The sequence below is a fragment of the Vulgatibacter sp. genome, from assembly GCF_041687135.1.
Classification (GTDB): domain Bacteria; phylum Myxococcota; class Myxococcia; order Myxococcales; family Vulgatibacteraceae; genus JAWLCN01.
This window is the reverse complement of sequence record NZ_JAWLCN010000002.1, coordinates 621,454-645,753: the sequence shown is the minus strand read 5'-3', so window position 1 is coordinate 645,753 and position 24,300 is coordinate 621,454. Positions and strand designations below refer to the sequence as shown.

At 72.9% G+C, this 24,300-nt stretch carries 23 protein-coding genes; 15 read left to right on the top strand and 8 right to left on the bottom strand.

The genetic code is table 11. The annotated features are described in order from the left end of the window. Positions 1-59: 59 nt before the first annotated feature. A complete protein-coding gene (locus ACESMR_RS06620) occupies positions 60-731 on the bottom strand; it encodes a DUF6882 domain-containing protein (RefSeq protein WP_373046143.1) in 672 nt (223 codons plus the stop codon). 320 nt (positions 732-1,051) lie between these two features. On the opposite strand from ACESMR_RS06620, the gene ACESMR_RS06615 reads away from it, so the two are divergent. The 5 genes from ACESMR_RS06615 to ACESMR_RS06595 all read left to right on the top strand — a co-directional run bounded on the left by ACESMR_RS06615 (position 1,052) and on the right by ACESMR_RS06595 (position 5,343). Continuing rightward, positions 1,052-1,882 (top strand): hypothetical protein, encoded by an 831-nt coding sequence (locus tag ACESMR_RS06615; RefSeq protein ID WP_373046142.1) that lies wholly within the window; start codon positions 1,052-1,054, stop codon positions 1,880-1,882. Positions 1,883-1,950: 68 nt separating this feature from the next. Beyond that, positions 1,951-2,628 carry a hypothetical protein gene (locus ACESMR_RS06610; RefSeq protein ID WP_373046140.1) on the top strand — a complete coding sequence of 226 codons (678 nt, stop codon included), beginning with the start codon at positions 1,951-1,953 and terminating at the stop codon, positions 2,626-2,628. After that, positions 2,625-3,518 carry a hypothetical protein gene (locus ACESMR_RS06605; RefSeq protein ID WP_373046139.1) on the top strand — a complete coding sequence of 298 codons (894 nt, stop codon included), beginning with the start codon at positions 2,625-2,627 and terminating at the stop codon, positions 3,516-3,518. Before ACESMR_RS06610 ends, ACESMR_RS06605 begins: the two co-directional genes overlap by 4 nt. Continuing rightward, positions 3,515-4,099, top strand: coding sequence for an RNA polymerase sigma factor (locus ACESMR_RS06600; protein ID WP_373046137.1), 585 nt, complete (start codon positions 3,515-3,517; stop codon positions 4,097-4,099). The genes ACESMR_RS06605 and ACESMR_RS06600 overlap by 4 nt, the downstream gene beginning before the upstream one ends. After that, complete coding sequence (locus tag ACESMR_RS06595; RefSeq protein ID WP_373046136.1) at positions 4,096-5,343, top strand: FecR domain-containing protein; 1,248 nt, start codon at positions 4,096-4,098, stop codon at positions 5,341-5,343. Before ACESMR_RS06600 ends, ACESMR_RS06595 begins: the two co-directional genes overlap by 4 nt. A 3-nt stretch (positions 5,344-5,346) precedes the next feature. Here the strand turns inward: ACESMR_RS06595 and ACESMR_RS06590 are convergent, their stop codons facing one another. Continuing rightward, positions 5,347-6,273, bottom strand: a complete 927-nt coding sequence (locus ACESMR_RS06590) for a hypothetical protein (protein ID WP_373046134.1) — start codon at positions 6,271-6,273, stop codon at positions 5,347-5,349. 125 nt (positions 6,274-6,398) lie between these two features. After that, complete coding sequence (locus tag ACESMR_RS06585; protein WP_373046132.1) at positions 6,399-6,794, bottom strand: hypothetical protein; 396 nt, start codon at positions 6,792-6,794, stop codon at positions 6,399-6,401. Between the two features lie 252 nt (positions 6,795-7,046). Between ACESMR_RS06585 and ACESMR_RS06580 the strand changes: the two genes are divergently transcribed. The 8 genes from ACESMR_RS06580 (at position 7,047) to ACESMR_RS06545 (ending at position 15,636) form a co-directional block, all read left to right on the top strand. Beyond that, a complete protein-coding gene (locus ACESMR_RS06580; protein ID WP_373046418.1) occupies positions 7,047-8,036 on the top strand; it encodes an AAA family ATPase in 990 nt (329 codons plus the stop codon). Positions 8,037-8,209: 173 nt separating this feature from the next. Then, positions 8,210-9,100: a DUF58 domain-containing protein gene (locus tag ACESMR_RS06575; protein ID WP_373046131.1), complete on the top strand. Its 891-nt coding sequence runs from the start codon at positions 8,210-8,212 to the stop codon at positions 9,098-9,100. Further along, a complete protein-coding gene (locus tag ACESMR_RS06570; protein ID WP_373046129.1) occupies positions 9,097-10,107 on the top strand; it encodes a hypothetical protein in 1,011 nt (336 codons plus the stop codon). Before ACESMR_RS06575 ends, ACESMR_RS06570 begins: the two co-directional genes overlap by 4 nt. Next, complete coding sequence (locus ACESMR_RS06565) at positions 10,107-11,138, top strand: VWA domain-containing protein (RefSeq protein WP_373046128.1); 1,032 nt, start codon at positions 10,107-10,109, stop codon at positions 11,136-11,138. Before ACESMR_RS06570 ends, ACESMR_RS06565 begins: the two co-directional genes overlap by 1 nt. Continuing rightward, on the top strand, positions 11,138-12,187 hold the full coding sequence (locus ACESMR_RS06560; protein ID WP_373046126.1) for a VWA domain-containing protein: 1,050 nt from the start codon (positions 11,138-11,140) through the stop codon (positions 12,185-12,187). The genes ACESMR_RS06565 and ACESMR_RS06560 overlap by 1 nt, the downstream gene beginning before the upstream one ends. Beyond that, on the top strand, positions 12,184-13,107 hold the full coding sequence (locus ACESMR_RS06555) for a tetratricopeptide repeat protein (RefSeq protein WP_373046125.1): 924 nt from the start codon (positions 12,184-12,186) through the stop codon (positions 13,105-13,107). Before ACESMR_RS06560 ends, ACESMR_RS06555 begins: the two co-directional genes overlap by 4 nt. A 4-nt stretch (positions 13,108-13,111) precedes the next feature. Beyond that, on the top strand, positions 13,112-14,941 hold the full coding sequence (locus ACESMR_RS06550) for a BatD family protein (RefSeq protein WP_373046123.1): 1,830 nt from the start codon (positions 13,112-13,114) through the stop codon (positions 14,939-14,941). Continuing rightward, a complete protein-coding gene (locus tag ACESMR_RS06545) occupies positions 14,938-15,636 on the top strand; it encodes a tetratricopeptide repeat protein (protein WP_373046122.1) in 699 nt (232 codons plus the stop codon). The genes ACESMR_RS06550 and ACESMR_RS06545 overlap by 4 nt, the downstream gene beginning before the upstream one ends. 2 nt (positions 15,637-15,638) lie before the next feature. Here the strand turns inward: ACESMR_RS06545 and ACESMR_RS06540 are convergent, their stop codons facing one another. Then, the gene (locus tag ACESMR_RS06540; protein ID WP_373046120.1) at positions 15,639-16,976 is read right to left on the bottom strand and encodes a hypothetical protein; all 1,338 of its coding nucleotides are present in this window, start codon (positions 16,974-16,976) and stop codon (positions 15,639-15,641) included. Between the two features lie 108 nt (positions 16,977-17,084). Here ACESMR_RS06540 and ACESMR_RS06535 point away from each other — a divergent pair, with 108 nt between their 5' ends. Next, positions 17,085-17,468 (top strand): response regulator, encoded by a 384-nt coding sequence (locus ACESMR_RS06535; protein WP_373046119.1) that lies wholly within the window; start codon positions 17,085-17,087, stop codon positions 17,466-17,468. Between the two features lie 124 nt (positions 17,469-17,592). Here ACESMR_RS06535 and ppsA read toward each other — a convergent pair whose 3' ends face one another. Further along, a complete protein-coding gene (ppsA, locus tag ACESMR_RS06530) occupies positions 17,593-19,881 on the bottom strand; it encodes a phosphoenolpyruvate synthase (protein WP_373046117.1) in 2,289 nt (762 codons plus the stop codon). Between the two features lie 205 nt (positions 19,882-20,086). Here ppsA and ACESMR_RS06525 point away from each other — a divergent pair, with 205 nt between their 5' ends. Then, positions 20,087-21,355, top strand: coding sequence for a Glu/Leu/Phe/Val family dehydrogenase (locus ACESMR_RS06525; RefSeq protein ID WP_373046116.1), 1,269 nt, complete (start codon positions 20,087-20,089; stop codon positions 21,353-21,355). Between the two features lie 165 nt (positions 21,356-21,520). Here ACESMR_RS06525 and ACESMR_RS06520 read toward each other — a convergent pair whose 3' ends face one another. The 3 genes from ACESMR_RS06520 to ACESMR_RS06510 all read right to left on the bottom strand — a co-directional run bounded on the left by ACESMR_RS06520 (position 21,521) and on the right by ACESMR_RS06510 (position 24,275). Beyond that, positions 21,521-23,242, bottom strand: a complete 1,722-nt coding sequence (locus tag ACESMR_RS06520; RefSeq protein WP_373046114.1) for a sensor histidine kinase — start codon at positions 23,240-23,242, stop codon at positions 21,521-21,523. A gap of 89 nt (positions 23,243-23,331) precedes the next feature. Further along, positions 23,332-23,823 carry a GNAT family N-acetyltransferase gene (locus ACESMR_RS06515; protein ID WP_373046113.1) on the bottom strand — a complete coding sequence of 164 codons (492 nt, stop codon included), beginning with the start codon at positions 23,821-23,823 and terminating at the stop codon, positions 23,332-23,334. Then, a complete protein-coding gene (locus ACESMR_RS06510) occupies positions 23,820-24,275 on the bottom strand; it encodes a hypothetical protein (protein ID WP_373046111.1) in 456 nt (151 codons plus the stop codon). The genes ACESMR_RS06515 and ACESMR_RS06510 overlap by 4 nt, the downstream gene beginning before the upstream one ends. Between the last annotated feature and the right edge of the window lie 25 nt (positions 24,276-24,300).

Here is a 24,300-nt window from a genome sequence, read left to right as displayed (position 1 = left end):
GGCGCGGGACCATGCGGACAAGATCCGCGCTGCGCGCGAACCTCGTTTTGCAAGGGCGCTCAGGCGACCCGGGCTTCGAGGCGCTCGATCCGGTGGCGCTCGTCGAAGCGCGCCACCATGTGCCCGCCTTCGCGCATCCGGGCCGTCGCGGTGGCGCCGGCGCGTTCCACCGATCCGCCGTGGTGGACCACGTAGGAGTCGAGGGCGATGGCGTGATCCACCGGCAGGATCGCGAGGGTGCGGGTGAGCACCCGCGCCATCTCGGCCGGGCGCGGCGTCGCCGAGCGGGCGAGGCCGAGGTCGGTGAGGAGGAGCCAGGCGACGCCGCCGCCGAAGGGCGCGCGCCACCAGCCCTGGGTGTCCAGGAGGCCGCAGGCGAGGGCGGCGATCTCCTGGCCACTCACCTCCGTCACCGGGATCTCCTCCTCCACCAGCTCGCGGATCTCGTAGCGCTGGCCGAAGGCCTGGAGGGCACGGGCGGCGCCGAGGAGCCGGGGGGAGAGTCCCTGCTCCGCATCGGCCCAGGCCCAGCGCCAGTGGGCGTTGGCCTCCTGCTCCACGCCGAGGAGCTGGAAGGCCCAGGCCTTCTCCCCGATGCGGAAGCTCGCCTGGGAGATGTCCCAGCTCCAGGCGCTGCCGGCGACGGATCGGACGAGCCGTAGCTGCTTCTCGATGGCGATTGCTGCATGGCGGCTGAGCAATTCCCGGAAGTCCACCGTCACCACCTCCATGTGATCAGCCTAGGCATCGGACGGCCGCTCGGGGAGTGCGGGAATCCGCACGGGCCTGCCGGGCGGGATTTCGCACCAGCTCGCGCGGGCTCCCCTTCCACAGGGAGACGCTCGTCCGCTTTTCTGTATTCCTGCGCCCTTCCCGATCACCTGCGTCCGGGGTGGGGGCGCGAAAACCATCTTGCTCGACGGCACCGTCGTGGCGGTGGAACATCGGCAGCGGACCGGAAAAACGAACCGGCGGCGAAGGTTTCGGCTGCTGCGGGAACACCTGTCGTCGGCGGGGCACGGAAGCGGCTGCCCGGCAAGGAGAGCGACCCATGAATCTGCGGATGCTTTGGAGCGCGGCGGCGCTGTTGGCCGTCCTCGGTTGTGGCGGCGGCGAAGGTTCGACCGACACCGGCGCGGTCAATTCGCCGGTGGACGGTGACGAGGCCACGAGGCGTGCCCCCACCTGCGACCAGGCCCGGCGCGCAGCCCGGACCTGCGTGGCGGATCTGGAGACCACCTGCGCCCCCCTCGCCCGGGATCTGCGGCGCTGCCTCGCCGCTGCCACGTCCACGACGGACGGCACGGATCGGACGCGGGAGGACGCCGACGGTCGCACCGCCTGCAGCACCGAGGCGACGGCGCTGCGCACCTGCATGCAGGGCTGCGACGACGAGCGCCAGCGTGCGGTCCGCGTCTGCCAGGCGGCGTGCGACGACGCGGTCGATACCGCCCGGGCCTGCTTCGCCACCGAGACCGATTGCGAGGTCGGGGCCAGCACCTACCGGACGTGCAGGGAGCGGCTGCGGAACGCCTGCGCGCCGGACGACATGGACGAGGAGCCGGTCCGTGACGGCACCAGGCCCCCGCCGCCCACCGATGGTGATGTGCTCGCGGAGGCGTGCCGCGATCCGGGCGCCTATTGCGCGGCGCGGGCTGCCCGGGCGTCGCAGTGCTTCGCCACCTGCTACCCGCTCCGCGAGGCGGCTGCGGAGGCCTGCGCCGGCGTGCACCACGGCGACCGCGACGGCGACGGTCGCACCGGGGAGCCTTGCCCGGATCGCGACGGCGACGGCGGCAGCGACACGGACGACGGCAGGGCGACCGACGACGGCAGCGGCACGGACGACGGCCGGGAGACCGACGACGGCAGGGAGCGCTGAGGCCGGCCTGGCCTTGCGGGACGGAGCGGTGCGAAGATCGCGCCGCCCACCCCGGGAAAAGCCACTCCATGCGCCAGCCTCTCCATCACCTCGCGCTCCCGCTGCTCCTCGCCGCCTGTTCCGGTGCGGAGCCGCTGCAGCTGATCGAGGGCCGCCTCGCAGCGGCGGAAGGGGCGGCGCTTCCCCACCAGGTGGTGGCGCTGCGGGGCAGAGAGCTCGCCGGCGCCGCCCCGGTGGAGGCGGACGGCTCCTTCGTCGTCGGCGTCGGGGCCGGCACGCCGCTCCGGCTGGAGTTCGTCGACGCAGCAGGGGGGACGGTCGGCGTCCTCTCGGACACACGCGGCAACCCGCTGCTCCTTCCGATCTGCGACGGCGCCGCGCCGCTCGCCCTCGGCGCGGTGGCGCTCGATCCTGCCACGTGCTCCTCGCGCTGCGACCGGGCCGAGGCGCAGCGCGAGCTCTGCCTCGAGGAGCCGCGGCAGCGTTGCCCGCTGCGCTGCGGTCGGGAGATCTGCCAGGTCGAATGGCGTGCCCACGAGCGCTGCCTCCAGAGCGACCGGGACGTCTGCGACGAGGCCCGCGAGCTGCTCGACGACTGCTGCGAGGCTGCGTGCGAGGCGATGGATCCCAAGGAACGCTGCGACGCCGAGGCCCAGCTCGTCGACGCGATCTGCGCCTGCCTCGCGGCGCCGACACCCGCCATCCCGGTGGATCCGCCGCCGCTCCCGTCCTGCGAGGCGCCGTGAGCCTCCTCCTCCTCGCCGCAGCGGCGCTGCCCGCCTGCGTGCAGCACGTCGAGCTGGTCGGCGACGGCGCCGCGCGGGATGCGCTCCTGCCGGTCCTCGACCAGCGGCGGGTCCCGGTCGGCGAGGGGAGCGCGGACTGCCCTCCGCTTCGCGTCGAGCTCCGCCGGGAGGGCGATCGGTTCGCGCTCGCCTTCACCGACGAGGCGGGGCGCCTGCAGGAGCGTACCGCCAGCGATCCGGCGCTTGCCGCTGCGCTGATCGACGGCTGGCTCCACGCCGATCTCGCGCGCCCGCTGCTCGTGCTGCCGACGCCGGTTGCCGGGCCCGCTGCAGCGCCGGCGGCGGATCGACGCGCCTGGGCGCTCGCCGTCGTCGGTGAGCTGGGCCGCGGCAGCAATTGGGAGCGCGGCATCGCCGCCCGCGTCGCCACCGGCCTCGGCCCCTTCTCTGCGGAGGCCCTCGCGCGCTACGCGGCGGCGGATGCCGAGGGCGCAGGCGGCCTCGCGCCGGCGAGCCACGACTCCGCCGAGCTGCTCGTCGGGATCCGCCTGCCCCTCGCCTTCGGCGGGCTGCTGCTCGCACCCGGTGTGGCGCTGGGCGCCGGCCTCGACTCCACCAACCGCTCGAGCTGCGAGAGCTGCACGCGGGTGGTGCGCGACGAGGCATACGTCACCTCCGCTGCGGCGCGGGCGGAAGCCTCGCTCCTCGCCGGCATCGGGATCGGCGGCGCCTTCGCGCTCGAGGCCCTCGTCGGCGCTTCGGTGACGCCCTTCGGCGCCGCGCCGGAGCGGACGCCGTCGTGGGCTGCAGGTGATCCGGCCTTCGCCCTCCCCGGGCCGGCGAGCGCCCGGGTGCGGGCAGGCCTCGGCCTCTCCTGGAGGCAGCGGTGAGCAAGCTCCTGCCCCTGCAGCGCAGCGGCGGCGGCACCGCCGTCCTCTCCGACGAGGCGCTGCTCGCAGCCTGCGCCGTCGGCGATCACGGCGCGCTCTCGGTCCTCTTCCAGCGCCACCACGGCAGGGTCCACGGCTTCTGCGAGCGGCTGGCCCCAGGCGCCGACGTCGAGGACCTGGTGCAGAACACCTTCCTCGCCGCGTGGACCCGGGCCGCCAGCTTCCGGGGCCACGCGAGCGCCAGGGCCTGGCTCTTCGCCATCGCCGCCAACCTGGCGCGCAAGAGCCGGCGCAGCGAGGAACGCAAGCGGAGCGCGCTCTCGCTGCTGCGCCTCGTTCCCGCGCCGCCGTCGCGACCGGTGGACGAGCAGGTCTGCCAGCGCCAGCTCCTCGGCAGGCTGGCGGAGGCCCTCGAAGAGCTGCCGCACGACCTGCGGGTGGCCTTCGTGCTCTGCGAGATCGAGGAGGTCCCCGGGGTGGAGGCGGCCCGGGTCCTCGAGATCCGCCCCGGTACCCTCTGGCGCCGCCTGCACGACGCGCGCAAGCGCCTGCTCCCCCTTCTCGAGGGAGAGAAGCCATGACCTCCTGTCCTTCGTTCGAGACCCTCTCCCGCGCTGCTTCCGAAGGGACCGACGCGGCGCTGGGTGCCCACCTGCAGCGCTGCGCCACCTGCGCCGCGACCCTGGAGCGGCTCCGCTCCCTCGGCTCCCTCGCCCGCGCGCTCCCGGTCGCGGGGCCTGAGCCCGAGGCGGCGCGGCGCCTCGAGCAGCGGATCGTCGCAGGCGCGATGCAGACGCGGCCGCTGCAGCCGCGGCGGTGGACGGCGCGGACCGCCGGCATCGCCGCTGCCGCAGCAGCGCTGCTCGTCGTCGTCGCCGGGCTCGCGCTGCGGGTGCCGCAGGAGGGGCAGCAGGAGCTGCGGGGCACCGTGGTCGCTGCAGCCGGCACGCGCTACGAGCATTTCACCCGGCACCCGAGCGTGCCGGGTGAAGGCGTGGCGGAGTGGGTGGAGCTCTCGGAGGGGCGGATCGATCTCGAGGTGGAGCACCTGCAGGAGGGGGAGCGCTTCGTCGTCTCCACCGCGGATGCGGAGGTCGAGGTGCGCGGCACCGCCTTCCGGGTCGAGGCGGAGGAGGGGAGGTTGCAGCTGGTGACGGTCCGGAGCGGCAGGGTGGAGGTCCGTTTCGGCGCGCGGGCCCCGGTGCTGCTCCTGCCCGGCGAGCGCTGGGAGCGGCGCGAGGTGGTGGAACCCGTGGCGGCGCCGGCTGCGGGGGTAGCGGCGGCGGCTCCGGTGGAGCCTGCGCCCGTTCCGCAGCAACCGCGGCCCCGGCGACATCGGTCCGCTCGCGTGCAGGCGGTCGTGGAGAATCCTGCGCCCGCGCCCGCGCCTGCGCCCGCGCCTGCGCCCGCGCCGGCACCCGCCGCTGCGCCGACGCCGGAGCCGAGCGAGCCGCCTGCCGCGGAACGCGCCTTCGCCGCTGCCTGGGAGCTGCTCCGCGGTGGCGATCCAGCCGGGGCCGCCGCCGCCTTCGGCGCCATCGACAGCCTGGCGCCCGCGCCGCCCCTCGCCGAAGACGCCGCCTACTGGCGGATCGTCGCCCTCGGCAACGCAGGGGATCCCGGTGCGGCGACCCCGGCGATGGAGCGCTTCCTTCGCGACCACCCGGGCTCCAGGCGGGCAGGGGAGGTCCACCTCATGCTCGGCCTGCGCCTGCTGGCCACGGGGCAACATCCCGCAGCGCGGCGCCACCTCGAGCGGGCAGCAGCCGATCCGCTGCCGGCGATCCGCAGCAGCGCCGCCGCCGCGCTCGAACGCATCGACTGACCCTCAGCCCCCGGGCCAGTCTGCTGCCGGGGGGCCGTGGCGGTGGGGCGGCGTCGCCTCCCAGGGGTGGGGATGGCCGCGCGGCGCGTCGCGCACCGGGATCGGTGCCCACCGCGGCTTGCGCACCACGCCGCCGGTCTGCTCCGCGGTGCTCCGGGGGCGGAGGCGCTGGCTCGCCCGGTAGCTCGCAGGCCGCAGGTATTGGACGAAGCCCACGGGGCGGATCCCGCGGCCGGCGCGGAAGGGATCGAAGCGCAGCGCCTCCTGATCGAGATCGAGCCGCTCGAGGAGGCGGACCGCGCAGAGCGGCTTCCACACCCTCCCGCCCACCGGGCGGAATTCGAGGCGCAGCGAGGCCAGGCCCGACTCCACCGCGACCTGGAGCCGCTCGCTCCGATCGCGTCCCGGCAGCGCGGTACGCGCGGTGGTGATCCGGAACTTCACCCGCCCCAGCCCCTCCACGGAAAATGGCGAGACGGCGTAGTAGTCGTTGCGCAGGAAGTCGTGCCAGTGGGTGCTCACCGGCGCGAAGGGCATCGTCCAAGGCGACCGGATGGTGGCGCAGAGCAGATCCTGATCGTTCGCCGCCGGGATCACCGAGGGGATCCGCTCGGAGCGGAAGCGCACCGCGCAGCCGAGGATGTCGATCCACTCCCTGCCCCCCCGCCACACGGCGCTCGAGAGCCGCACCAGCGCTTCACCGGCGAGGTGGGCGGCAAGGACGCCGTCGGGCCCCTGCGAGACGAGCGGGTTGACGGCGGCGCGGAAGATCGCGCCTTCGGGATGGAACGTCCGTGCCTGCCGCATCCACGCGGTGGCGCCGGTGAAGGGCGCGAGCGCCACGCCGCCCGCGAGACCCGCCCACTCGCGCAGGGAGCGCGGCGCAGCGGGGGAAGCCAGTCGCTGGGCCAGCCAGCCAAAGGGAGACATGCCGATCCTCCTCTCGCGCCGACGAAAAGAGCGGCGAGGCCCGTGTTGGCACCTCGCCGCCGGCCCGGGGGGAGGGAGCCTCGTCGCCCGCGTGCCGCGCCTCTCCCCGGAGAGACTTCGCCCCCTCAAGCGTGCCCGGGCTGGCCGGAGAGACCCTCTTCCTTGAGGGCCTCGCTCACCGCCTGGACCACCTGCGCCATCGAGGGGAACTCGTCGGCTGGGGTGTCCTCGATGATCTGCCGGAGGTTCACCATCTGGCCCTTGCGGTAGTGGATGGTCTGGCTGCCGGCGCGCTCGAGCACCTGCTCCCTGGTGGCAGGGAAGTGGAGGCCGTCGAGGGCCTGGGTCACGGCGGCGATGCCGTAGGCCTCCCCCTTGGCAGGACCCGGCTTGTTGTAGGGATCGTCGGTGATCTCCTTGCGGTCGCGCAGGTCCCGCTGCCGCTGGACCTCCTTGCCACCGAGATGGCCCGCCTCCCGCATCGTCATCGTTCCCTTGTGCTCGGCATCCTTCTTCGCCACGGCGCCCTCCTTCCCTGACCGGAGTCGTCCCCCCACGGGGTGCCGGCCTCGCGTCGACGTTGGCCACCGGACAGGGGGGGCGCAATGCCGCGACATTTTTCGGCCATTCCCGGGCATTTTCCCCCGGCGGAGCGGGTTGGAACCGGCCCGTTGGGGTAGGATCCGCCGCCCGCCTGGCGGCCGACCGCCAGCTTGCTGGAATGCCGTGCCGGGCCGGGCGCCCGGCGACCTACAGGGAGAGAAGTCGTGCACGTGGAGACCGACATCCGCGCCATCAACGAGCTCGTCCAGCGCGAGAGTGCCTTCGTCGATCAGCTCCTCGCCGAGACGGGCAAGGTGATCGTCGGGCAGCGCTACATGCTCGAGCGCCTGCTCATGGGCCTGCTCACCGGCGGCCACGTGCTCCTCGAGGGTGTCCCCGGCCTCGCCAAGACGCTCACGGTGAAGACCCTGGCAGACACCATCGACGCCAGCTTCCGCCGGATCCAGTTCACCCCGGACCTCCTCCCGGCGGACCTCGTCGGCACCACGATCTACAACCAGGCGACCGCCTCCTTCTCGGTGCGGCAGGGGCCGATCTTCGCCCACGTGATCCTCGCCGACGAGGTGAACCGCGCCCCCGCCAAGGTGCAGAGCGCGCTCCTCGAGGCGATGCAGGAGCGGCAGGTCACCATCGGCGACACCACCTTCCGGCTACCCGATCCCTTCATCGTGATGGCGACCCAGAACCCGGTGGAGCAGGAGGGCACCTACCCGCTCCCCGAGGCGCAGGTCGATCGCTTCATGCTGATGGTGAAGGTCGGCTACCCCTCGCGCGAGGAGGAACGGCAGATCATGGACCGCATGGGCGCCGGCAGCGCTCCGTCGGCGCAGACGGTGATCCACCCCGACCAGATCAAGGCGGCGCGGGCGGTGGTCGACGCGATCTACGTCGACCCGAAGGTGAAGGACTACGTGGTCGACCTGGTCTTCGCCACCCGCGAGCCCGACCGCGCCGGCCTGCGCGAGCTGGTCGACTACATCGAGTACGGCGCGAGCCCCCGCGCCAGCATCTACCTGCTCAAGGCGGCGAAGGCCCACGCCTTCCTGCGCCACCGCGGCTACGTCACGCCCGACGACGTCAAGGCCGTGGGCTTCGACGTGCTCCGGCACCGTGTCACCCTCACCTACGAGGCCGAGGCGGAGGAGCTCACCGCGGAGAAGATCGTGCAGAAGGTCTTCGACCGGGTCGAGGTACCGTGAGAGTTTGTGAAACAAACTCTCCAGCGAAGCCGAAGGCGGAGCGATCGCAAGAGAGAGAGTTTCTCGCGCGAAGCGCGAGCGAAGGAATCGGGCCGGCGCCTGCCGGACCGATTTCTTCACGCGCTCTGAGCAGCGACGAGCATCCCTGCAAGAAGCCCGCGGCGAGGTGAGCGTTGTTTCCCAAGGAGCTGATCGCCCGCATCCGCAAGATCGAGATCACCACCCGGCGCGCGGTGAACGATACCCTCGCCGGCGAGTACTCGTCGGTCTTCAAGGGCCGGGGCATGGCCTTCTCCGAGGTCCGCCTCTACCAGCCCGGCGACGAGATCCGCACCATCGACTGGAACGTCTCGGCGCGGATGCAGGAGCCCTACGTCAAGGTCTTCACCGAGGAGCGGGAGCTCACGGTGATGCTGCTGGTCGATCTCTCGAAATCGCAGGATTTCGGCACGGTGGAGAAGACCAAGGGCGAGGTCGCCGCGGAGGTCGCGGCGCTGCTGGCCTTCTCGGCGATCAGCAACAACGATCGCGTCGGCGCGATCCTCTTCACCGATCGGGTCGAGCGCTACGTGCCGCCGAAGAAGGGGCGCAAGCACGTCCTCGCCCTGATCAGCGAGATCCTCACCGCGAGGCCCCAGGGCCGCGGCACCGATCTCGCCGGCGCGCTCACCTTCCTCGGGCGGGTGAACCGGCGCCGCACGGTGAGCTTCGTCCTCTCCGACTTCCTGGTGCCGGCGGGGCCGATCCACGAGCAGGCGCTGCGGGCGGCAGGGCGACGCCACGATCTGATCCCGATCGTGATCGGCGATCCCTTCGAGCAGGAGCTCGCCGATCTGGGCCTCGTGCTCGTGGAGGATCCCGAGACCGGCCGCGCGGTCACCGTCGATCTCGGCGACGCCGCCTTGCGCAGGCGCTACCGCGCCCTTCTCGAGCGGCAGGGCGTGGCCCGCACCAGGCTCTTCCGGCGCCTCGACCTCGACCACGTCGAGATCCGGGCGGGGCAGCCCTACGTGAAGCCGCTCGTCACCTTCTTCCACACGCGGGCCCATCGGAGGGCGGGATGAAGGCGCTCCTCCTCGCGGGCTTCCTCCTCGGCACCGCGCAGCTCGCGCCGCCGGCTTCCGTCGGCGCCGGCCCCGCTGGCAGCGCCCCAGCGCAGGCCGCTGCGCCGCAGCCCCCGCCGCCCGACGAGCCCCCGGTGCAGGCCGTTCCCGTCGCCACCCCCGAGCACTACGTGGCCCGGGTGGAGCCGGAGGCGGTGCAGCTCGGCCAGCCCTTCGTCTACGAGGTCCGGATCACCGATGCCGCCGAGGTGCGCTACGACCTGCCCCGGCGGCTGCAGCTGGGCACGCTCGCGGTGCGCGGCGTCGATCTCCGCCGCACGGTGGAGGGCCCGAGCGCCGTGACCACGGCGCGGATCGAGCTGGCGATCTTCGACACCCTCGGGCCCACGCAGCTCCCCGACCTCGGCTTCACCGTGCTCCGGCCCGACGGCATCGCCCACTTCGTCGTGCCCGGGATCCCGCTCACGGTGCAGGGCGGCGCCGAAGGCGAGGAGCTCGACGACATCCGCCCGCCGCAGGAGCTGCGCCTCTTCTCGGCGCTGCCCCTCGGGATCGCCGCCGGCGTGCTCTTCGCCCTCGTCGCGATCCTCTTCGCCGTGCGCTGGTTCCGCCGCTGGCGGGCAGCCCGCCCCGTGGCAGCGCTACCGGTCGGCAGCCCCGAGGAGCGCGCCCTCGCAGCCCTCGACGCCCTCGCGGCGACACCGCTCGGCGACGGCAGGGCCTTCTACTTCGGGCTCTCGACCATCGTGCGCGGCTTCCTCGAGGAGGTCACCAGCCTCTCCGCCCGCGAGATGACCACCGCCGAGCTGGTGGACGCCCTGGTGGCCCGCGAGGTGCCCGGACTCTCCCTGGCGAGCCTCGGGGCCTGGCTCGAGCGCGGCGATCTCCACCGTTTCGCCAGAGCGCCGGCGGAGCCCGCTGCTGCAAGCGCCGATCTGGAGAAGGCCCGGGAGATCGTCCGCGGCGTCGCCGGGGCGCTGCGCCCGAAGGTGGAGGAGGCCGCCTGATGGAGCTCCTCGGACTCGAGCTCACCCGCCCCTGGGCGCTCCTGCTCCTGCTCGCGGTGCCCCTCGTGATCGCAGCAGCGGTGCGGGAGCGCCGCCGCCGCGCGGCCCTCACCCTGCCCACGCTGCCGGCGCTGCTGCAGGTGGGGCGGGGGCGGCTCGCGCGCTTCCACTGGATCCCCACCGCCCTGCGCTGCGCCGCCATCGCTGCCTGCACGCTGGCGCTGGCGGGCCCGGTCGAGGCAGGGCCCGCCGGCCGCGATCTCTCGGTCGAGGGCATCGACATCGTGGTGGCGCTCGATCTCTCCACCTCGATGAACGCCGTCGATTTCCGGCCGAACGACAGGCTCCACGCAGCCCGCACGGTCCTCGACGACTTCATCGGCAAGCGGCCCAACGACAGGCTCGGCCTCGTGGTCTTCGCCGGCGAGGCCTATACCCAATGCCCGCTCACCCTGGACCACGGCGTCTTGCGCGACATCCTCGCGCAGGTGAAGACCGGCGCCATCGCCGACGGCACCGCCATCGGCAACGCCCTCGCCACCTCGCTCAACCGGCTCCGTGACAGCGACGCGAAGAGCAAGGTGGTGATCCTGATCACCGACGGCGACTCCAACGCCGGCAACGTCTCGCCCGGCGAGGCGGCGCAGATGGCGAGGGAGCTCGGCGTGCAGGTCCACCCGATTATGGTCGGCAGGGAGTGCGGCCCCGGCGAGGATTGCCGCGTGCCCTTCCCGGCGGGCACCGATCTCTTCGGCAGGCCCGCCTACCGGCACGTGGAGATCCCGGTGAATCCCGCGCTGCTCCGGCAGATCGCCAGCACCACCGGCGGCTCCTTCCACGTGGCCACCGACACCGCCTCGCTGGAGACGGGCCTGCAGAACGTGCTCTCCCGCCTCGAGAAGACCCGGATCGTCGAGGCCCGGCAATTCTCCAACGTCACCGAAGTCTTCGAACTCTTCCTGCTGCCCGCCTTCCTCCTCGGTCTCTTCGAGGTGGGGCTCGCAGCCTCCCGCTTCCGGCGTTTCCCCTGATGAGCCCGCTGCCCTTCGACATCCTCGGCATCCCGGCGCAGCTGGCGCGGCCCGATCGCTGGCCGCTGCTCGTTCTCGTGCTCCTCGCTGCGGGCCTGCTCGCCTTCGGCCTCGTGCGGCGGCGCCGCACCCTCGTCCGCCTCGCCTCCAGCGAGCGGCTCCGGGAGAAGGTGGCGCCCGGCGCGTCGCTCTCGGGGCCGCTGGCCCGCGGCGCTGCCAGCGTCGCCGGCCTGCTCCTCCTCGGCTTCGCGCTCCTCCAGCCGCAGCTCGGCGAGCAGGAGGGGGAGGTGCAGCGCAAGGGCATCGATCTGGTGGTGGCCATCGACGCCTCCCGGTCGATGCTCGCCCGCGACGTGCTCCCGTCGCGCCTGGAGCGCTCGCGGCTCGAGCTCGGGCAGCTCATCGACAGGCTCCACGGCGACCGCGTCGGCATCGTCGTCTTCGCGGGCCAGGCCTTCGTGCAATGCCCGCTCACCAGCGATTACGGCGCTGCCAAGCTCTTCCTCCGGGCGATCGATCCCGAGGCGATGCCGGCGCAGGGCACCGCGGTGGCGGAGGCGCTCCAGACGGCGGGGCAGATGCTCCGGGCAGCGGACCGCGGCGCGAAGACCCGGGCGGTGCTGCTCCTCACCGACGGCGAGGATCACGCAGGCGACGTGGAGGCCGCAGCGGAGACGCTGGCGGAGGAGGGGGTGCGGGTCTTCGCCCTCGGGATCGGATCGAAGGAGGGCACGCCGGTGCCGATCCTCGACGGCGAGGGGCGGGTCGAGGGCTATCTGCGCGATCGCAGCGGCGAGCCGGTGGTGACCCGCCTCGAGGAGGCGCAGCTCCGCCGGATCGCCGCAGCCACCGGCGGCAGCTACGTCGCCGCCCGTGGTGGCGACATCGGAATGGGGGAGGTCTTCGCCGCGCTGGAGAAGCTGGAGAAGAGCGAGTTCGAGAGCCGGATCGGCATGCAATACGCGGAGGCCTGGCATTGGCTCGGCTTCCCCGGCTTCGCGCTGCTCGTCCTCGGCGCCCTCCTTCCCGAGGGAAGGAGGCGGCGGTGAGGGGGCTTCTTCTCGTCCTCCTGCTCTCGCTCCCCGGCGTGGCGCAGGCGGGGCTCTTCGACAGGGCGCAGCCCGACGTCGCCGCGGGCAACGAGGCATACGTCGCCGGGAACTACGAGGAGGCGCTCGCGCGCTACGAGGCCGCTGCAGCAGCGCTGCCGGAGAGCAGCGAGACCCACCACAACCGCGGCAACGCGCTCTACCGCCTCGGCCGTTATGCGGAGGCGCAGGCTGCGTGGACCCAGGCGCTCGCCCACCGGCAGGAGGAGGCAGGCGCCGCAGCGGACTACTTCCACATCGGCAACGCGCTGGCGCAGCAGGAGAAGGTCGACGAGGCGATGGCGAGCTACCGCCGGGCGCTGGAGATCGATCCGGCTGCGGAGGACGCGCGGCGCAACCTCGAGCGGCTGCTGCGGCGCAAGCAGCAGGAAGAGCAGCAGCAGGAGCAGCAGCAGCAGGACGAGCAGCCCTCCGACGGTGACGACGGGGAGGGCGAGCAGGCGCAGCAGGGCGAGGACGGCGAGCCGAACGAGCAGGGCGACGGGAGCAACGAGGGCGAAGAAGGCGAGCAGGGCGAGGAGCAGGAGCCCGAAGGCCAGCAGCAGCAGGGCGAGGGTGAACGGGAGCAGGAGCAGGAGCAGGAGCAGGAGCAGGAGCAGCCGGCCCCCGGCGACGAGCCCGGCAAGCCCGAGCAGCAGCAGCCCGGCGGCGGCCAGCAGACCGAGCCCACCGGCCCCCCCGAGAACCCTGGGCCCGGCGAAGCCAACGCCCCCGGTGGCGAGGGCGACGAGCCCGCGGAGAAGAGCGACGCCGTGCGCCTCCTCGACTCGCTGCGCGACGGCGAGCAGAACTTCCAGCTCTGGCGCTACCAGCAGAAGGCGCAGCAGAAGGGAACGATAGATGTCGACAAGGAGTGGTGACCGCGTGATCCGGAACGCCTTGCTGGCGCTCCTGATCTCCGTCTGGGCGACGCCGGCCCTCGCGGCGGCGGTGGAGTACTACGCCACCGTCGATCGCGACCGCGTGCCCCTCGATCAGACCCTCACCCTGCAGGTGACGCTCGCCTTCGACCAGGGCGACGAGACCGGCGAGGTGCAGCTCCCCGAGGCCCCCGACTTCGACGTCCTCCGGCAGGGCCGCTCCGACCACAGCTCCTTCTCCTTCGGCGGCGGCGCAGCGAGCTTCCGCAAGGTGCGAACCTGGACCCTCGTGCTCCAGCCCCGCCGCGAGGGGAAGCTCCCGATCCTCCCGGGCAAGGTGGAGATCGGCGGCAAGCGCTACGAGACAGGTAAGCTCACCGTCGAGGTGGGGCCCGCCACCGGGCAGCCGCACGCGCAGCCTCCGCCCCGCGGCGGCGGCAGGCCCCCGGGCTTTCCGCCGATGCCCGGCTTCGACGACGACCCCTTCGGCTCGATGCTGGGCGGCGGCCCGCAGCCCTCCGAGACCGATCTCTTCCTCCGCGCCAGCGTCGATCGCGAGGAGGTCTGGGTCGGCGAGCAGGTGACGCTCTCGGTGTGGCTCATGTCACGGGTCGACGTCTCCCACGTCGAGGGGCTGAAGATGCCGCGCCTCGACGGCTTCTGGGCAGAGGAGCTCGAAACGCCCCGCCAGATCTCCGCCACCACCCGGATGATCGACGGCGTGCCCTACCGCGCCTATCTCATCCAGCGGAAGGCGCTCTTTCCCCTGCGCGCCGGCGAGATCTCGATCGATCCGGTGGAGATCGACGTGGTCTCCGGCCGCTCGATCTTCGGCGGCGGCAGGAAGCAGCACCGCGTCTCCCCGGGCGCCACCCTGCAGGTGAAGGCGCTCCCCGCCGGCGCTCCCGCCACCTTCCGCCGTGGCAACGTGGGGCAATGGTCCCTCTCCGCGCAGGCGACGCCGGCAGAGGTCTCCCTCGGCAGCCCGGTGACGGTGCGGATCACCGCCACCGGCACCGGCAACCTCCAGAACCTCGAGCTGCCCACGCTGCCGAAGCTCGAGGGCTTCAAGCTCTTCGAGCCGAGCCGCACCGAGGAGGTGCAGGTGCAGCAGCGCCGCTACGGCGGGAGCAAGACCCTCGAATACGTGCTCGTCCCGGAGCGCGCCGGCAGCTTCACCGTGCCCGCCCTCGAGTTCGCCTCCTTCGATCCGGCGCAGGGCGCCTACCAGCAGGTGCGCACCCCGGCGATCCCGATCACCGTGCTCCAGGGGCAGGGCGCCGCAGTCGCCACCGGGCCCGGCGCCGCCCCGCCTGCTGCGGAGCTGGGCGCCGACGCGGGCCTCGAGCCGCTGCGCTCCACCGGCGTGGTCCTCGCGGCGGAGACGCCGCTCTACGAGCGGCCGTGGTTCCTCGCGGCGCTGCTCGCCCCGGCGCTGGCGGTCGCCGGCGTCGCCGCCTCGCCCTGGCTGCGGCGCAGGCAGGCGGCACCGCAGCGCCGCCGCAGGCGCGGCCGCAGCGCCGCAGGTCTCCCCGCGGAGGTCGCGGGCCTCGCGGAACGCGGCGATCCCGCCTTCTTCGCAGCCTGCGAGCGCCTGCTCCACGAGCGGGCCTCGGCGCGGATCGATCGCCCCGCCCACGGCCTGCGCCGCGAGGAGCTCTGCGCCGCCCTCGCCGCAGCAGGCGTCGCCGCGGATGCGATCGAGGCCTGCACCGAGGCGCTCGCCACCTGCGAGATGGGCCGCTACGCGCCGGGGGCCCTGGGTGCCGACGCGATCGCGGCGACCCGCGAGGCAGCTTCCCGTGCCCTCGAAGGCCTCGAGGAGGCGCCTTGAGCCTCGACGCCGAGCTGGCGCTCCGCCAGGTGGAGGCGGGCAACCAGGCCTACCGGGCAGGCGATTACGGCGGGGCCATCGCCCGCTACGAGGCGGCGCTGGAGGCCGGGGCCGACGGCGCCGACCTCTGGTTCAACCTCGGCAACGCCCTCTACCGCGCAGGTGATCACGGCCGCGCTGTCCTCGCGTTCGAGCGCACGCTGCGGCGGAGCCCCGGCGACGAGGGGGCGCGGGAGAACCTGCAGCTCATCCGCAGCCAGCGCGCCGAAGGGGCCCCGGCACCGGCGGAGCCGCTCCTCGTCCGCATCGGCAGCAGCGTCGACCCCGACGCTGCCGCGGCCCTGCTGGTCGTGGGCTGGAGCCTCGCCTGTGTCGCCTGGGTCGTTCGCCGCGGCGCCAGCGCCGCTGCCCTCCGCATCGGCGCCACCGTGGCGCTCGGCGTGCTCCTCCTCGCCACCCTCGCGGCAGGCGCCGCCGCGTGGGCCACCTGGCAGGTGCGCCACGACGGCTGGGCGGTGGTGGTGGAGCCGGGGCCGGTCCTCCATGCGCCGGAGCCCAACGCGCCGGAGCTCCTCGTCGCCGACGAGGGGCTGAAGGTCCGCAGCGATCGCCGCATCGGCGGCTACGCCCACGTGCGCGTCGGCGATCGCGCCGGCTGGATCGAGTCCACGCGGATCGAGTCCATCGACCCCTGACGTCAGGGCGCCAGCTCGAGGGCGTGCAGATCGACGAGGGGCCCCGCGCGCGTGTTGCCGAAGCCGAAGAGGATGCGCCGCCGGACGCCGTCGTAGAGCCCGCCGCCGGAGGTGCGTACCGTAGGGCCGTCCGGCACGTGCACCTCCTGCCACCGCTCCGCGCCCCTGGTGAGCTCGAGGGCCCAGAGGCCCGGGACGGTCGCCGAGCCGTCGGCGGTGCCTCCCCAGAGGAAGAAGCGCTGCCCCGCCTCGTCGTGGGCCCACGCGCCGTTCCGCCTGCCCGGCGGCGCGACCTGCGTCTCGAGGCGAACCCAGCGCGGCGGATCCTCCGCCAGCTCGAGGGCCCAGGTCTCGTCGTCGCAATCGCAGCCGGTGGCGCTGCCGCCCCTGTCCCCGCCGAAGAGCACCACGCGCTCGTTCTCACGGTCGTGGACCCACGCCATGCCGTTGCGCCCTGCAGGTCCCTCGCCGGCGGTCTGGAGGGAGCTCCACCCGTGACTCGACGGGTCGTAGCCGTGCACGTCGCAATGCATGCCGGTGAGGCCCGCACCACAGAGCGCGACGTAGCGGCGCCGGGCCTCGTCGTGGACGAGGATCGGCTGGTAGTCGCCGAAGCGCGGCGCGCCCTCCACCGGCACGTCGACGAACGCCGGCGTCGCGGACGAAAGGTCGAGGGTCGAGAGCTCGAAGGGCAGTGTCGGCACGCCGTTCTCCAGGGCCAGGCCCCCGTACCAGAGCACGCCTGCGCCTTCGGGAAGCGGCGCCACCTGGCCGCCGGCGAGGCCCGGCGGATCGGCGGGGGCGGGCAGCGCGGACCAGGTGCCGCTCGGCAGATCGAGCGCCCAGAGATCGCTGCCGACGGTGAACGGGCGGGGCCTGTAGTGGAAGCCGCCGAAGAGCAGCGCCCGGTCGGGCGCGGCGCGGTCGATCCACCAGTTGAAATACTCGCGGCCGGGCGGCCCGTCCTCGCCCTCCGTCCAGGTGGGCAGGCTCGTCCACCGCAGGGCCACGCTCTCCACTTCGATCGCGAGCTCCTCGCTCCCGCCGGCGCAATGGAGCGCAAGCGAGAGCGTTCCGGCGGAGGGCTGCCACGGCGCCCGGAGCACGAGGCGATCGCCGCCTGTTGCGAGGGTCGTCCAGCCCGCGGGCAGGGTGTCCACCGACCAGGCCTCGACGCCGTCCGTGGCGAGGGCAAGATCGACGCGATCGCCGACGCCGACCCGCAGCGGGGCTTCGAGCGTCGCTGCCGCGTCGCAGCGCCGGCTGCCTTCCGTCTCGTCGTGTGCGGCCTCGCCACACGAGGCGAGCGCCAGGGTGAGAACCATGCGCCATCGGGACATCTTCGCTACCTCCTGCTCCTTGCAAGTCGGGAGCGTAGACGCAGGTCGGGAGCGCGGACCGTTCGGAAATCCGGTCCCGCCGGAGGCGAAGGCGCTACGATGCGCTCCATGCCGCCGCGTCCCTTCCACCTGCTCGTCGTCGAGGACGAGGCCTTCATCCGCGAGCTCGTGACCACGCTCTGCGCGGAGCGGGGCGTCGAGGTCACCGCCGTCGCCGACGGGCGGGCGGCGCTCCGCGCGGCGCGGGAACGCAGGCCGGATCTCGTGCTCCTCGACATCGTCCTGCCGGTCCTCGACGGGATCAGCGTCTGCAGGCTGCTCAAGGCCGAACCCGCGACGAAGCAGGTGCCGGTCTACATGCTCAGCGCCCGGGTCCGCGACGCCGACCGGGCCGCTGCGACGAAGGCCGGCGCCGACGGCTACCTCGAGAAGCCCTTCCGCGCCGCCGCGCTCTTCGCGCTGATCGATGCGCGCAAGGCCACGCTGGGCTGAACGCGCCCCTCGCCATCGGCCTCGCCCTCTCCCTGCAGTACGCGGAGCGCCTCGGCGGCACCCTGCGCGACGAGGCCGGCAGCCTCGGCGGCGCCTTGCCCTGCCCACCGGCGGCAGCGGCGGCTCAAGGGCGCCGCACCGCCTCGAGCAGCAGCCGCTGCTCCGCCGCCGCCACGTGGCGCCGCGCCACCTCCACCGAGTCCGGGTTGACCGAGATCGAGTCGATCCCCGCCCGCACCAGCATCTCCGCGTACTCGGGGTGGACGCTCGGCGCCTGGCCGCAGATCGACGCGGTGAGGCCGTGCGCGTGGCTGGTGTGGATGATCCGCCGGATCGCGTCGACCACCGCCTCGTCGCGCTCGTCGAAGAGGGGCGCCAACACGTCGCTGTCGCGATCGACGCCGAGCACGAGCTGGGTGAGATCGTTCGAGCCGATCGAGACGCCGTCGACGCCGGCCTTCGCGTAGGCGGGGATCCAATAGACCACCGACGGCACCTCCGCCATCACCCAGAGCTTGAAGCCCTTCTCCCTGGTGAGCCCGCTCTCGTCCACGAGGCGCTTGCACGCCTCGAACTCCCAGCGCGTGCGCACGAAGGGGATCATCAGGTGGACGTGGGGCGCCCGGGCGCGCACGGCCTCGAGCATCTCCAGCTCGAGGCGGAAGAGATCGGGCTCCTGCACGTAGCGGTAGCAGCCGCGGTAGCCGATCATCGGGTTGGCTTCGTCGGGCTCGAAGCGCTCCCCGCCCTCGAGGCCACGGAACTCGTTGGAGCGGAAATCCATGCTCCGGTAGGTCACCGGCCGCGGATGGAAGGCGCGCGCGAGCACCTCCACCTTCTCCGCGAGACGCTCGACGAATCTCTTCCCCTCGCCGCGCTCGAGGAGGAGCCGCGGGTGCTGCCCCTCCAGCGCCTCGAGGATCATGAACTCGGCGCGCAGGAGGCCGATGCCGTCCACCGGCATCGCCGCCACCTCCTCGGCGCGGGCGGTGCCGGCGAGGTTCACATAGAGCTTCGTCGCCGTCACCGGCGCGCTCGCCGCCACCGCCGTCGCCCGTCGCTTCTCCTCCCGCTTCGCCTCCAGGCGCCCGCGGTAGATCGCGCCGCTCGATCCGTCGACCGTCACCTCGTCGCCGTCGCGGAGCTTGTCGAGGGCGTCGCGGGCGCCGACCACGCAGGGCAGCCCCATCTCGCGCGAGACGATCGCCGCGTGGCTGGTCATGCCGCCGGAGGCGGTGACGATGGCCGACGCTCGCTGCATCACCGGCACCCAGTCCGGCGCGGTCATCGGGGCGACCAGCACCTCGCCCTGCTGCAATTTGCCGCCCTCCTTCGGCGACTGGAGCACCCGCACCACGCCCGCCGCCTGGCCGGGGCTGGCGCCGAGGCCTCGGACCAGCACCTCGCGCTTCTGGTCCGGCGCCTGCGCCTGCTGCGGCGCTGCCGCGCCGAGCGTGGTGATCGGGCGGGTCTGCACCATGTAGATCGTGCCGTCGGCAACGGCGAACTCCGCGTCCTGCGGCGCGCCGTAGTGCTGCTCGTCGCGCCGCCCCAGCTCGGCGATCCGCCGCACCTCGTCGTCGCTCAAGGACGGCGCGTTGGCGCGCTCGTCGTCGAGATCCACCCGCCGGTTGCCGCCGCTCTCGCCTTCGCGCACCAGGGCGAACGCCTTGCGCCCGATCCGCTTGTCGCGGATCTCGAGGCTCTCCTTGTCGACCTCGAAGTGGTCGATCTCCACCTGCCCGCCGACCACCGTCTCGCCGAGGCCCCAGGCCGACTCGATCACGATCCGATCCCTGGCGCCCGTGGCGGGATCGACGGTGAACATCACCCCGGACTTCTCCGCGTCGACCATGCGCATGACCACCACGGCGACCAGCCACTCGGACGCGGCCATCTGCTGCTTCACCCGGTAGAAGAGCACCCGGGCGCCGAAGAGGGACGACCAGCAGCTGCGCACCGCGTCCAGCAGCGCCTCCTCGCCGCGCACGTTGAGGAAGGTGCGGAACATCCCGGCGTAGGACGCCTTGGCGGCGTCCTCCACCGTCGCCGAGGAGCGCACCGCAACGAGCGGGTCCGCGCCGCCGTCGCGGCTGGCCAGGGTGCGGTACGCGTCGGTCACCGGCGCGCGCACCGAGTCGGGGATCGCCGCGCCGCGCACCAGCGCCTGCAGATCGGCGGAGGCCTGCTCCAGCGCCGCGGCGTCGTCCACGTCCAGCGCCGCCAGCCTGCGGTCGATCTCGGCGGCGAGGCCGCTCTCCTCGAGGAAGCGACGGTAGGCTTCCACGGTGACCACGAAACCCGGCGGCACCGGCAGGCCTGCCCGGGCCATCTCGCCCAGGTTCGCGCCCTTGCCGCCGGCCCGCGCGACGTCCCCCTTGCCGATCTCCTCGAAAAACGCCGTCAGCTCCATCGTCGCCGTCCCCTTCCGCGTGCCTCGTCCGCAAGGGAGTAGGCACGGCGGGGGGATCGGGGGATCACCCGGATCCGACCTCCTCCGACAGGGGCGACCTTCTTGTGGGTGACATCCGAAGCCGGCCGACAAGTGGAAGGTGCCGCCCGCTGGTGGTACGGCTCGAAGGGAAACCCGTTGCACGCAACCGGGAGAAGGAGTCGCGATGTCGATGGAGATGGAGTGGGATGATCCGATGTACCGGTCCACGGTGGCGCTCTTCGAGCGGACCGCCGAGTCGATGGACCTCGATCCGAACATCCGGCGGCGCCTGCGTTATCCGGACCGGGCGATCATCACCACCTTCCCGGTGCGCATGGACGACGGCAGGGTGGAGAGCTTCCACGGCTACCGCGTCCAGCACAACAACACCCGCGGCCCGTTCAAGGGCGGCCTCCGCTACTCCCTCGACGTGAACCTCGGCGAGGTCACCGCACTCGCGATGCTCATGAGCGTGAAGTGCGCGGTGATGGGGCTGCCGCTGGGCGGCGCGAAGGGCGGCGTCCGCGTCGATCCCTCCAAGCTCTCCCGCGCCGAGCTGCAGCGGCTCACCCGCCGCTACACCACCGAGATCATCAACGACATCGGCCCCGAATCGGACATCCCCGCGCCGGACATGGGCACCAACGAGCAGACCATGGCCTGGATCATGGACACCTACTCGCAGATGAAGGGCCACGCGGTCCCTGCGGTGGTGACCGGCAAGCCGGTGTCGGTGGGCGGCTCCCTCGGCCGCGGGCAGGCCACCGGCCGCGGCGTGGTCTACATGGTGATGGATGCCGCCCGGCACCTGGGGATGGATCTGGGCGAGAAGACCACGGCGGCGGTGCAGGGCTTCGGCAACGTCGGCATGCACGCCGCCCGCAAGCTCCACAAGATGGGCGTCAAGGTCGTGGCGGTGAGCGACGTCTACGGCGCGATCCAGAACCCGGCTGGCCTCGACATCCGCGCGCTGAAACGCTGGGTGAACAAGCACGGCAAGGTGGCGGGCTTCCCCGAGTCCGAGCCGCTCGATCCCGCCCATCTCGTCGAGCTGCCGGTGGACGTGCTCATCCCCGCGGCGATCGGCGGCGTGATCAACGAGAAGAACGTGCAGAAGCTCCGCTGCCGGATCCTCGCCGAGGGCGCCAACGGTCCGGTGACCGCAGCGGCGAACGAGGTGCTGCGCGAGACCCGCGACGTCTTCGTGATCCCCGACGTGCTCGCCAACGCAGGCGGCGTCACCGTCTCCTATTTCGAGTGGGTGCAGGGGCTGCAGTCGTTCTTCTGGAGCGCGAAGGAGATCAACCAGCGCCTCTACCAGATCATGTCGAAGTCCTTCCACGAGGTGATCGACGTGGCCGCCAGGCGGAAGGTCGACATGCGCACCGCCGCGATGATGCACGGCATCGGGCGCATGGAAGAGGCGATGAAGCTCCGCGGCCTCTTCCCCTGATCACCGGCCGGGCGCGGCGCGGGGACCCTCCCTCCGCGCCGCAGTGGTCGCCCTGGTGGACCTCGGAACCCGGGCTGCCGGGCACGATTCGACGCCGAGACGGCGGCCCCCCTCGGCGGACGAGCTGGACCACCGGCGCGATGCCCACGGCTGCGCTCCACGAGATCAGCCGAGACGGCTGCGGGGCAGGGCGAAGCGCATCGTCGTCCCCTGGCCGGGACCGGCGCTCTCGGCGTGGATGGTGCCGCCGTGCGCCTCGACGATCGCCCTCGAGATGAAGAGGCCCAGCCCGAGCCCGGGCGCAGCCTCGCGGTGGCGGCGAACGTAGGGGGCGAAGAGCGCCGCCGCGTCCTCCCGCGAGAGGCCGAGCCCCTCGTCGCGGACCAGCACCTCCACCTCCGCGGCGCTGCCCACCACCTCGACGAGGACGTCGCCACCGGCGGGGCTGTATTTCACGGCGTTGTTGATCAGGTTGACCAGCACCTGCGCCAGCCTGTCGGCATCACCCTCGATCGTCGTGTCGCCCCTGGCGTCGACGGTGATCCGGTGCAGCGAGGTGCGGGTCTGCTCCATCTCCGCGGTGCCGCGGGCGAGGGCAGCGAGATCGACCGGCCCGCACTCCAGCGAGAACTGGCCGCCTTCGATCCGCGCCAGGTCGGAGAGGTCGGTGATCATCCGCTGCAGGCGGCGGGTCTGCTCGACGATGGTGCCGATCCGCTTCTTCTCCGGCTCCCCCTCGAGCTTCCTGCCGAGGAGCTGCGCTGCGGTGAGGATCGGGGCGAGGGCGTTCTTGAGGTCGTGGGCCACGGCGGCGACGAAGGTCTCGCGCCGGCTGCGCTCCTGCGCCAGGGCTTCCGCCATCGCGTTGAAGGAGTCGGCGAGATCCCGCAGCTCGTCACGGGACCGCACGTGCACCCGGGCGCCGAGATCGCCGCTGCCGATCGCGTGGGCCTGCAGGGCGAGCTGGCGCACCGGCCTGCTCAGCCAGGCGGCGAGGAGGAAGGCGCCGACGAGGCCGGCGAGGGAAATGAGCCCGAACACGCCGAGGCGCCTGCTTCGCCTCGCCTCGAGCTCGCCCAGGATGGCGTCGCGGCTCCAGCTGATCCCCAGCACCCAGCCTCGCTGCTCGGCAACCGGCGCGAGCACGGCGATGCCGCCTGCAGGAAAGAGGGGGGCGAGCTCCTCCACGTAGACCGTGGCCCCTGCCTGCGCATCGCGGACCGCCTGCAGCGAGCCGACGTCCCGCTGCTGCCATGCGAGCTGCCGCTGGGCGGTATGCAGGGCGATCCGGCCGGTGGGGTCGATGAGGAAGATCTCCTGCCCGCTGCCGGGGTGGAGGCTGCGGACGAGGCGCGCCAACTCGGCGACCCGCAGCGCAGCGAAGGCGAGGCCCTCCGCCGCGACGAGCGGGGCGGCAGCGACGACGACGGGGCCGCCGAGCACCTCGGAGACGAAGACGTCGGAGAGGAGCGGCGTGCCGGCGCGCCGCACGTCGGTGAAGAAGGGGACGCTGCCGGGGCCGGGGACGTCGCTGCCGGGCGGCCGGACGAGGGCGGCGCGGAAGGTGCCGTCGGCGTCGATCACGCCGAGGTTGTCCACCGTCTCGCGGTAGGCGGCCGATCGGGAGAGCCACATGAGCAGCTCCTTCTCGCTGAGCTCGTCGATCTGCGGCTCCGCCGCCACCTCCGCTGCGAGGGCGACGAGATCGCCGAAAATCTGGGCGACCAGCACCGCGCCGGCCCCTGCCGTGCGCGCCAGCTCGGCCCGCGCCGATTCCCGCCGGGTCTCGAAGCGCTCCTGGATCGCGTAGAGCTCGAGCGCGAAGAGCGGGAGGAGCAGCGCGATGGCCCCCGCAAGGATCTTTGCTCGCAGCCCCAGACGGTGCATGGCCTCTCGATCACACGGTCGACGGACGTCCCGAAGGTACGTCGGATGGAAAGCGGACGCAGCCCTGCCGCAGGGGCAGCGCCGCCCCTTCAGCGCAAGGCGCGGCCGAGTAGAAGCGTGCTCGCCGGGGTCCAGCCAGCCAGCAGCCCTCCTGCCCAGGCGCGGCTCCCGTCCTCGTCGGCGGCGACGAGGCCGTAGCCGTTCTTCTCGTAGAAGCGGCGGGCCCAGCCTGCGTCCCGGTGCACGTGGAGCACGAGGGCTTCGGTGGTGACCGGCACCCGGCCCTCGAGGAGCCGGAGCGCTTCGCTGCCGTGCCCGACGCGCTGCCGCTCCGGGAGCAGGTAGAGCTGCGCGAGGTAGGCGTGCCGGGGGGTGAGGGTGGCGAGCCCGGCGAAGCCGACGGGACCGTCGGCGCCGTCGAGGAGCAGCGTCTCGTAGCGGCTGGAGAGGCCTTGCCGCTCGACCGCCCGGGCCTCCGCTTCGAAGGCGCCGGGCAGGAGCGGCTCGTACCGCGGCGCCACCGCGCGCCAGACCCGGGCGACGAAGGCGCGGTCCGCGTCGGTGGCAGCGACGAGCCTCACACCGTGTACTTGATCACCACGACCACCACCACGGCGGCAGGAAGCATCAGGGTGGCGATCCCCTCGAGCATGGCGAGGCGCTTGACGCCCTTGGTGAAGCCCGCGTCGTCGCCGGCGGTGATCCGCTCCTCGACCTGCCGGCGCTTCACGATCACCACCAGGTTGAGCACGAAGGCGATGATCACGAGGAGCAGCTTGATGTGGACGAAGGCCGGCGTCCCCGCGAAGAGGTGGCCGTAGATCGAGGTGGTGAGGAAGATCCCGCCCAGCGGCGTGAGGATCATCCCGACGATCTCGAAGGGCTGCAGCCTGCGCACCACCGTCCACGCGCCACGGCGCGCCGCCGGATCCGCTGCCTTCCGTGCAGCCACCTGCGCCGCGGTGGTGCCGAAGAGGCCGATGAACCAGAGGATGAAGCCGAAGGTATGAACGAGCCGCCAGAGAATGAGCATGGGTGCGCCCTCTTGTGGAGAAGGC

What these genes read in the sequence shown, in the direction of transcription:
- ACESMR_RS06620 (WP_373046143.1), bottom strand. Translation starts at nt 731, where the DNA reads ATGGAGGTGGTGACGGTGGACTTCCGGGAATTGCTCAGCCGCCATGCA.
- ACESMR_RS06615 (WP_373046142.1), top strand. Translation starts at nt 1,052, where the DNA reads ATGAATCTGCGGATGCTTTGGAGCGCGGCGGCGCTGTTGGCCGTCCTC.
- ACESMR_RS06610 (WP_373046140.1), top strand. Translation starts at nt 1,951, where the DNA reads ATGCGCCAGCCTCTCCATCACCTCGCGCTCCCGCTGCTCCTCGCCGCC.
- ACESMR_RS06595 (WP_373046136.1), top strand. Translation starts at nt 4,096, where the DNA reads ATGACCTCCTGTCCTTCGTTCGAGACCCTCTCCCGCGCTGCTTCCGAA.
- ACESMR_RS06590 (WP_373046134.1), bottom strand. Translation starts at nt 6,273, where the DNA reads ATGTCTCCCTTTGGCTGGCTGGCCCAGCGACTGGCTTCCCCCGCTGCG.
- ACESMR_RS06570 (WP_373046129.1), top strand. Translation starts at nt 9,097, where the DNA reads ATGAAGGCGCTCCTCCTCGCGGGCTTCCTCCTCGGCACCGCGCAGCTC.
- ACESMR_RS06565 (WP_373046128.1), top strand. Translation starts at nt 10,107, where the DNA reads ATGGAGCTCCTCGGACTCGAGCTCACCCGCCCCTGGGCGCTCCTGCTC.
- ACESMR_RS06560 (WP_373046126.1), top strand. Translation starts at nt 11,138, where the DNA reads ATGAGCCCGCTGCCCTTCGACATCCTCGGCATCCCGGCGCAGCTGGCG.
- ACESMR_RS06540 (WP_373046120.1), bottom strand. Translation starts at nt 16,976, where the DNA reads ATGTCCCGATGGCGCATGGTTCTCACCCTGGCGCTCGCCTCGTGTGGC.
- ACESMR_RS06535 (WP_373046119.1), top strand. Translation starts at nt 17,085, where the DNA reads ATGCCGCCGCGTCCCTTCCACCTGCTCGTCGTCGAGGACGAGGCCTTC.
- ppsA (WP_373046117.1), bottom strand. Translation starts at nt 19,881, where the DNA reads ATGGAGCTGACGGCGTTTTTCGAGGAGATCGGCAAGGGGGACGTCGCG.
- ACESMR_RS06525 (WP_373046116.1), top strand. Translation starts at nt 20,087, where the DNA reads ATGTCGATGGAGATGGAGTGGGATGATCCGATGTACCGGTCCACGGTG.
- ACESMR_RS06520 (WP_373046114.1), bottom strand. Translation starts at nt 23,242, where the DNA reads ATGCACCGTCTGGGGCTGCGAGCAAAGATCCTTGCGGGGGCCATCGCG.
- ACESMR_RS06510 (WP_373046111.1), bottom strand. Translation starts at nt 24,275, where the DNA reads ATGCTCATTCTCTGGCGGCTCGTTCATACCTTCGGCTTCATCCTCTGG.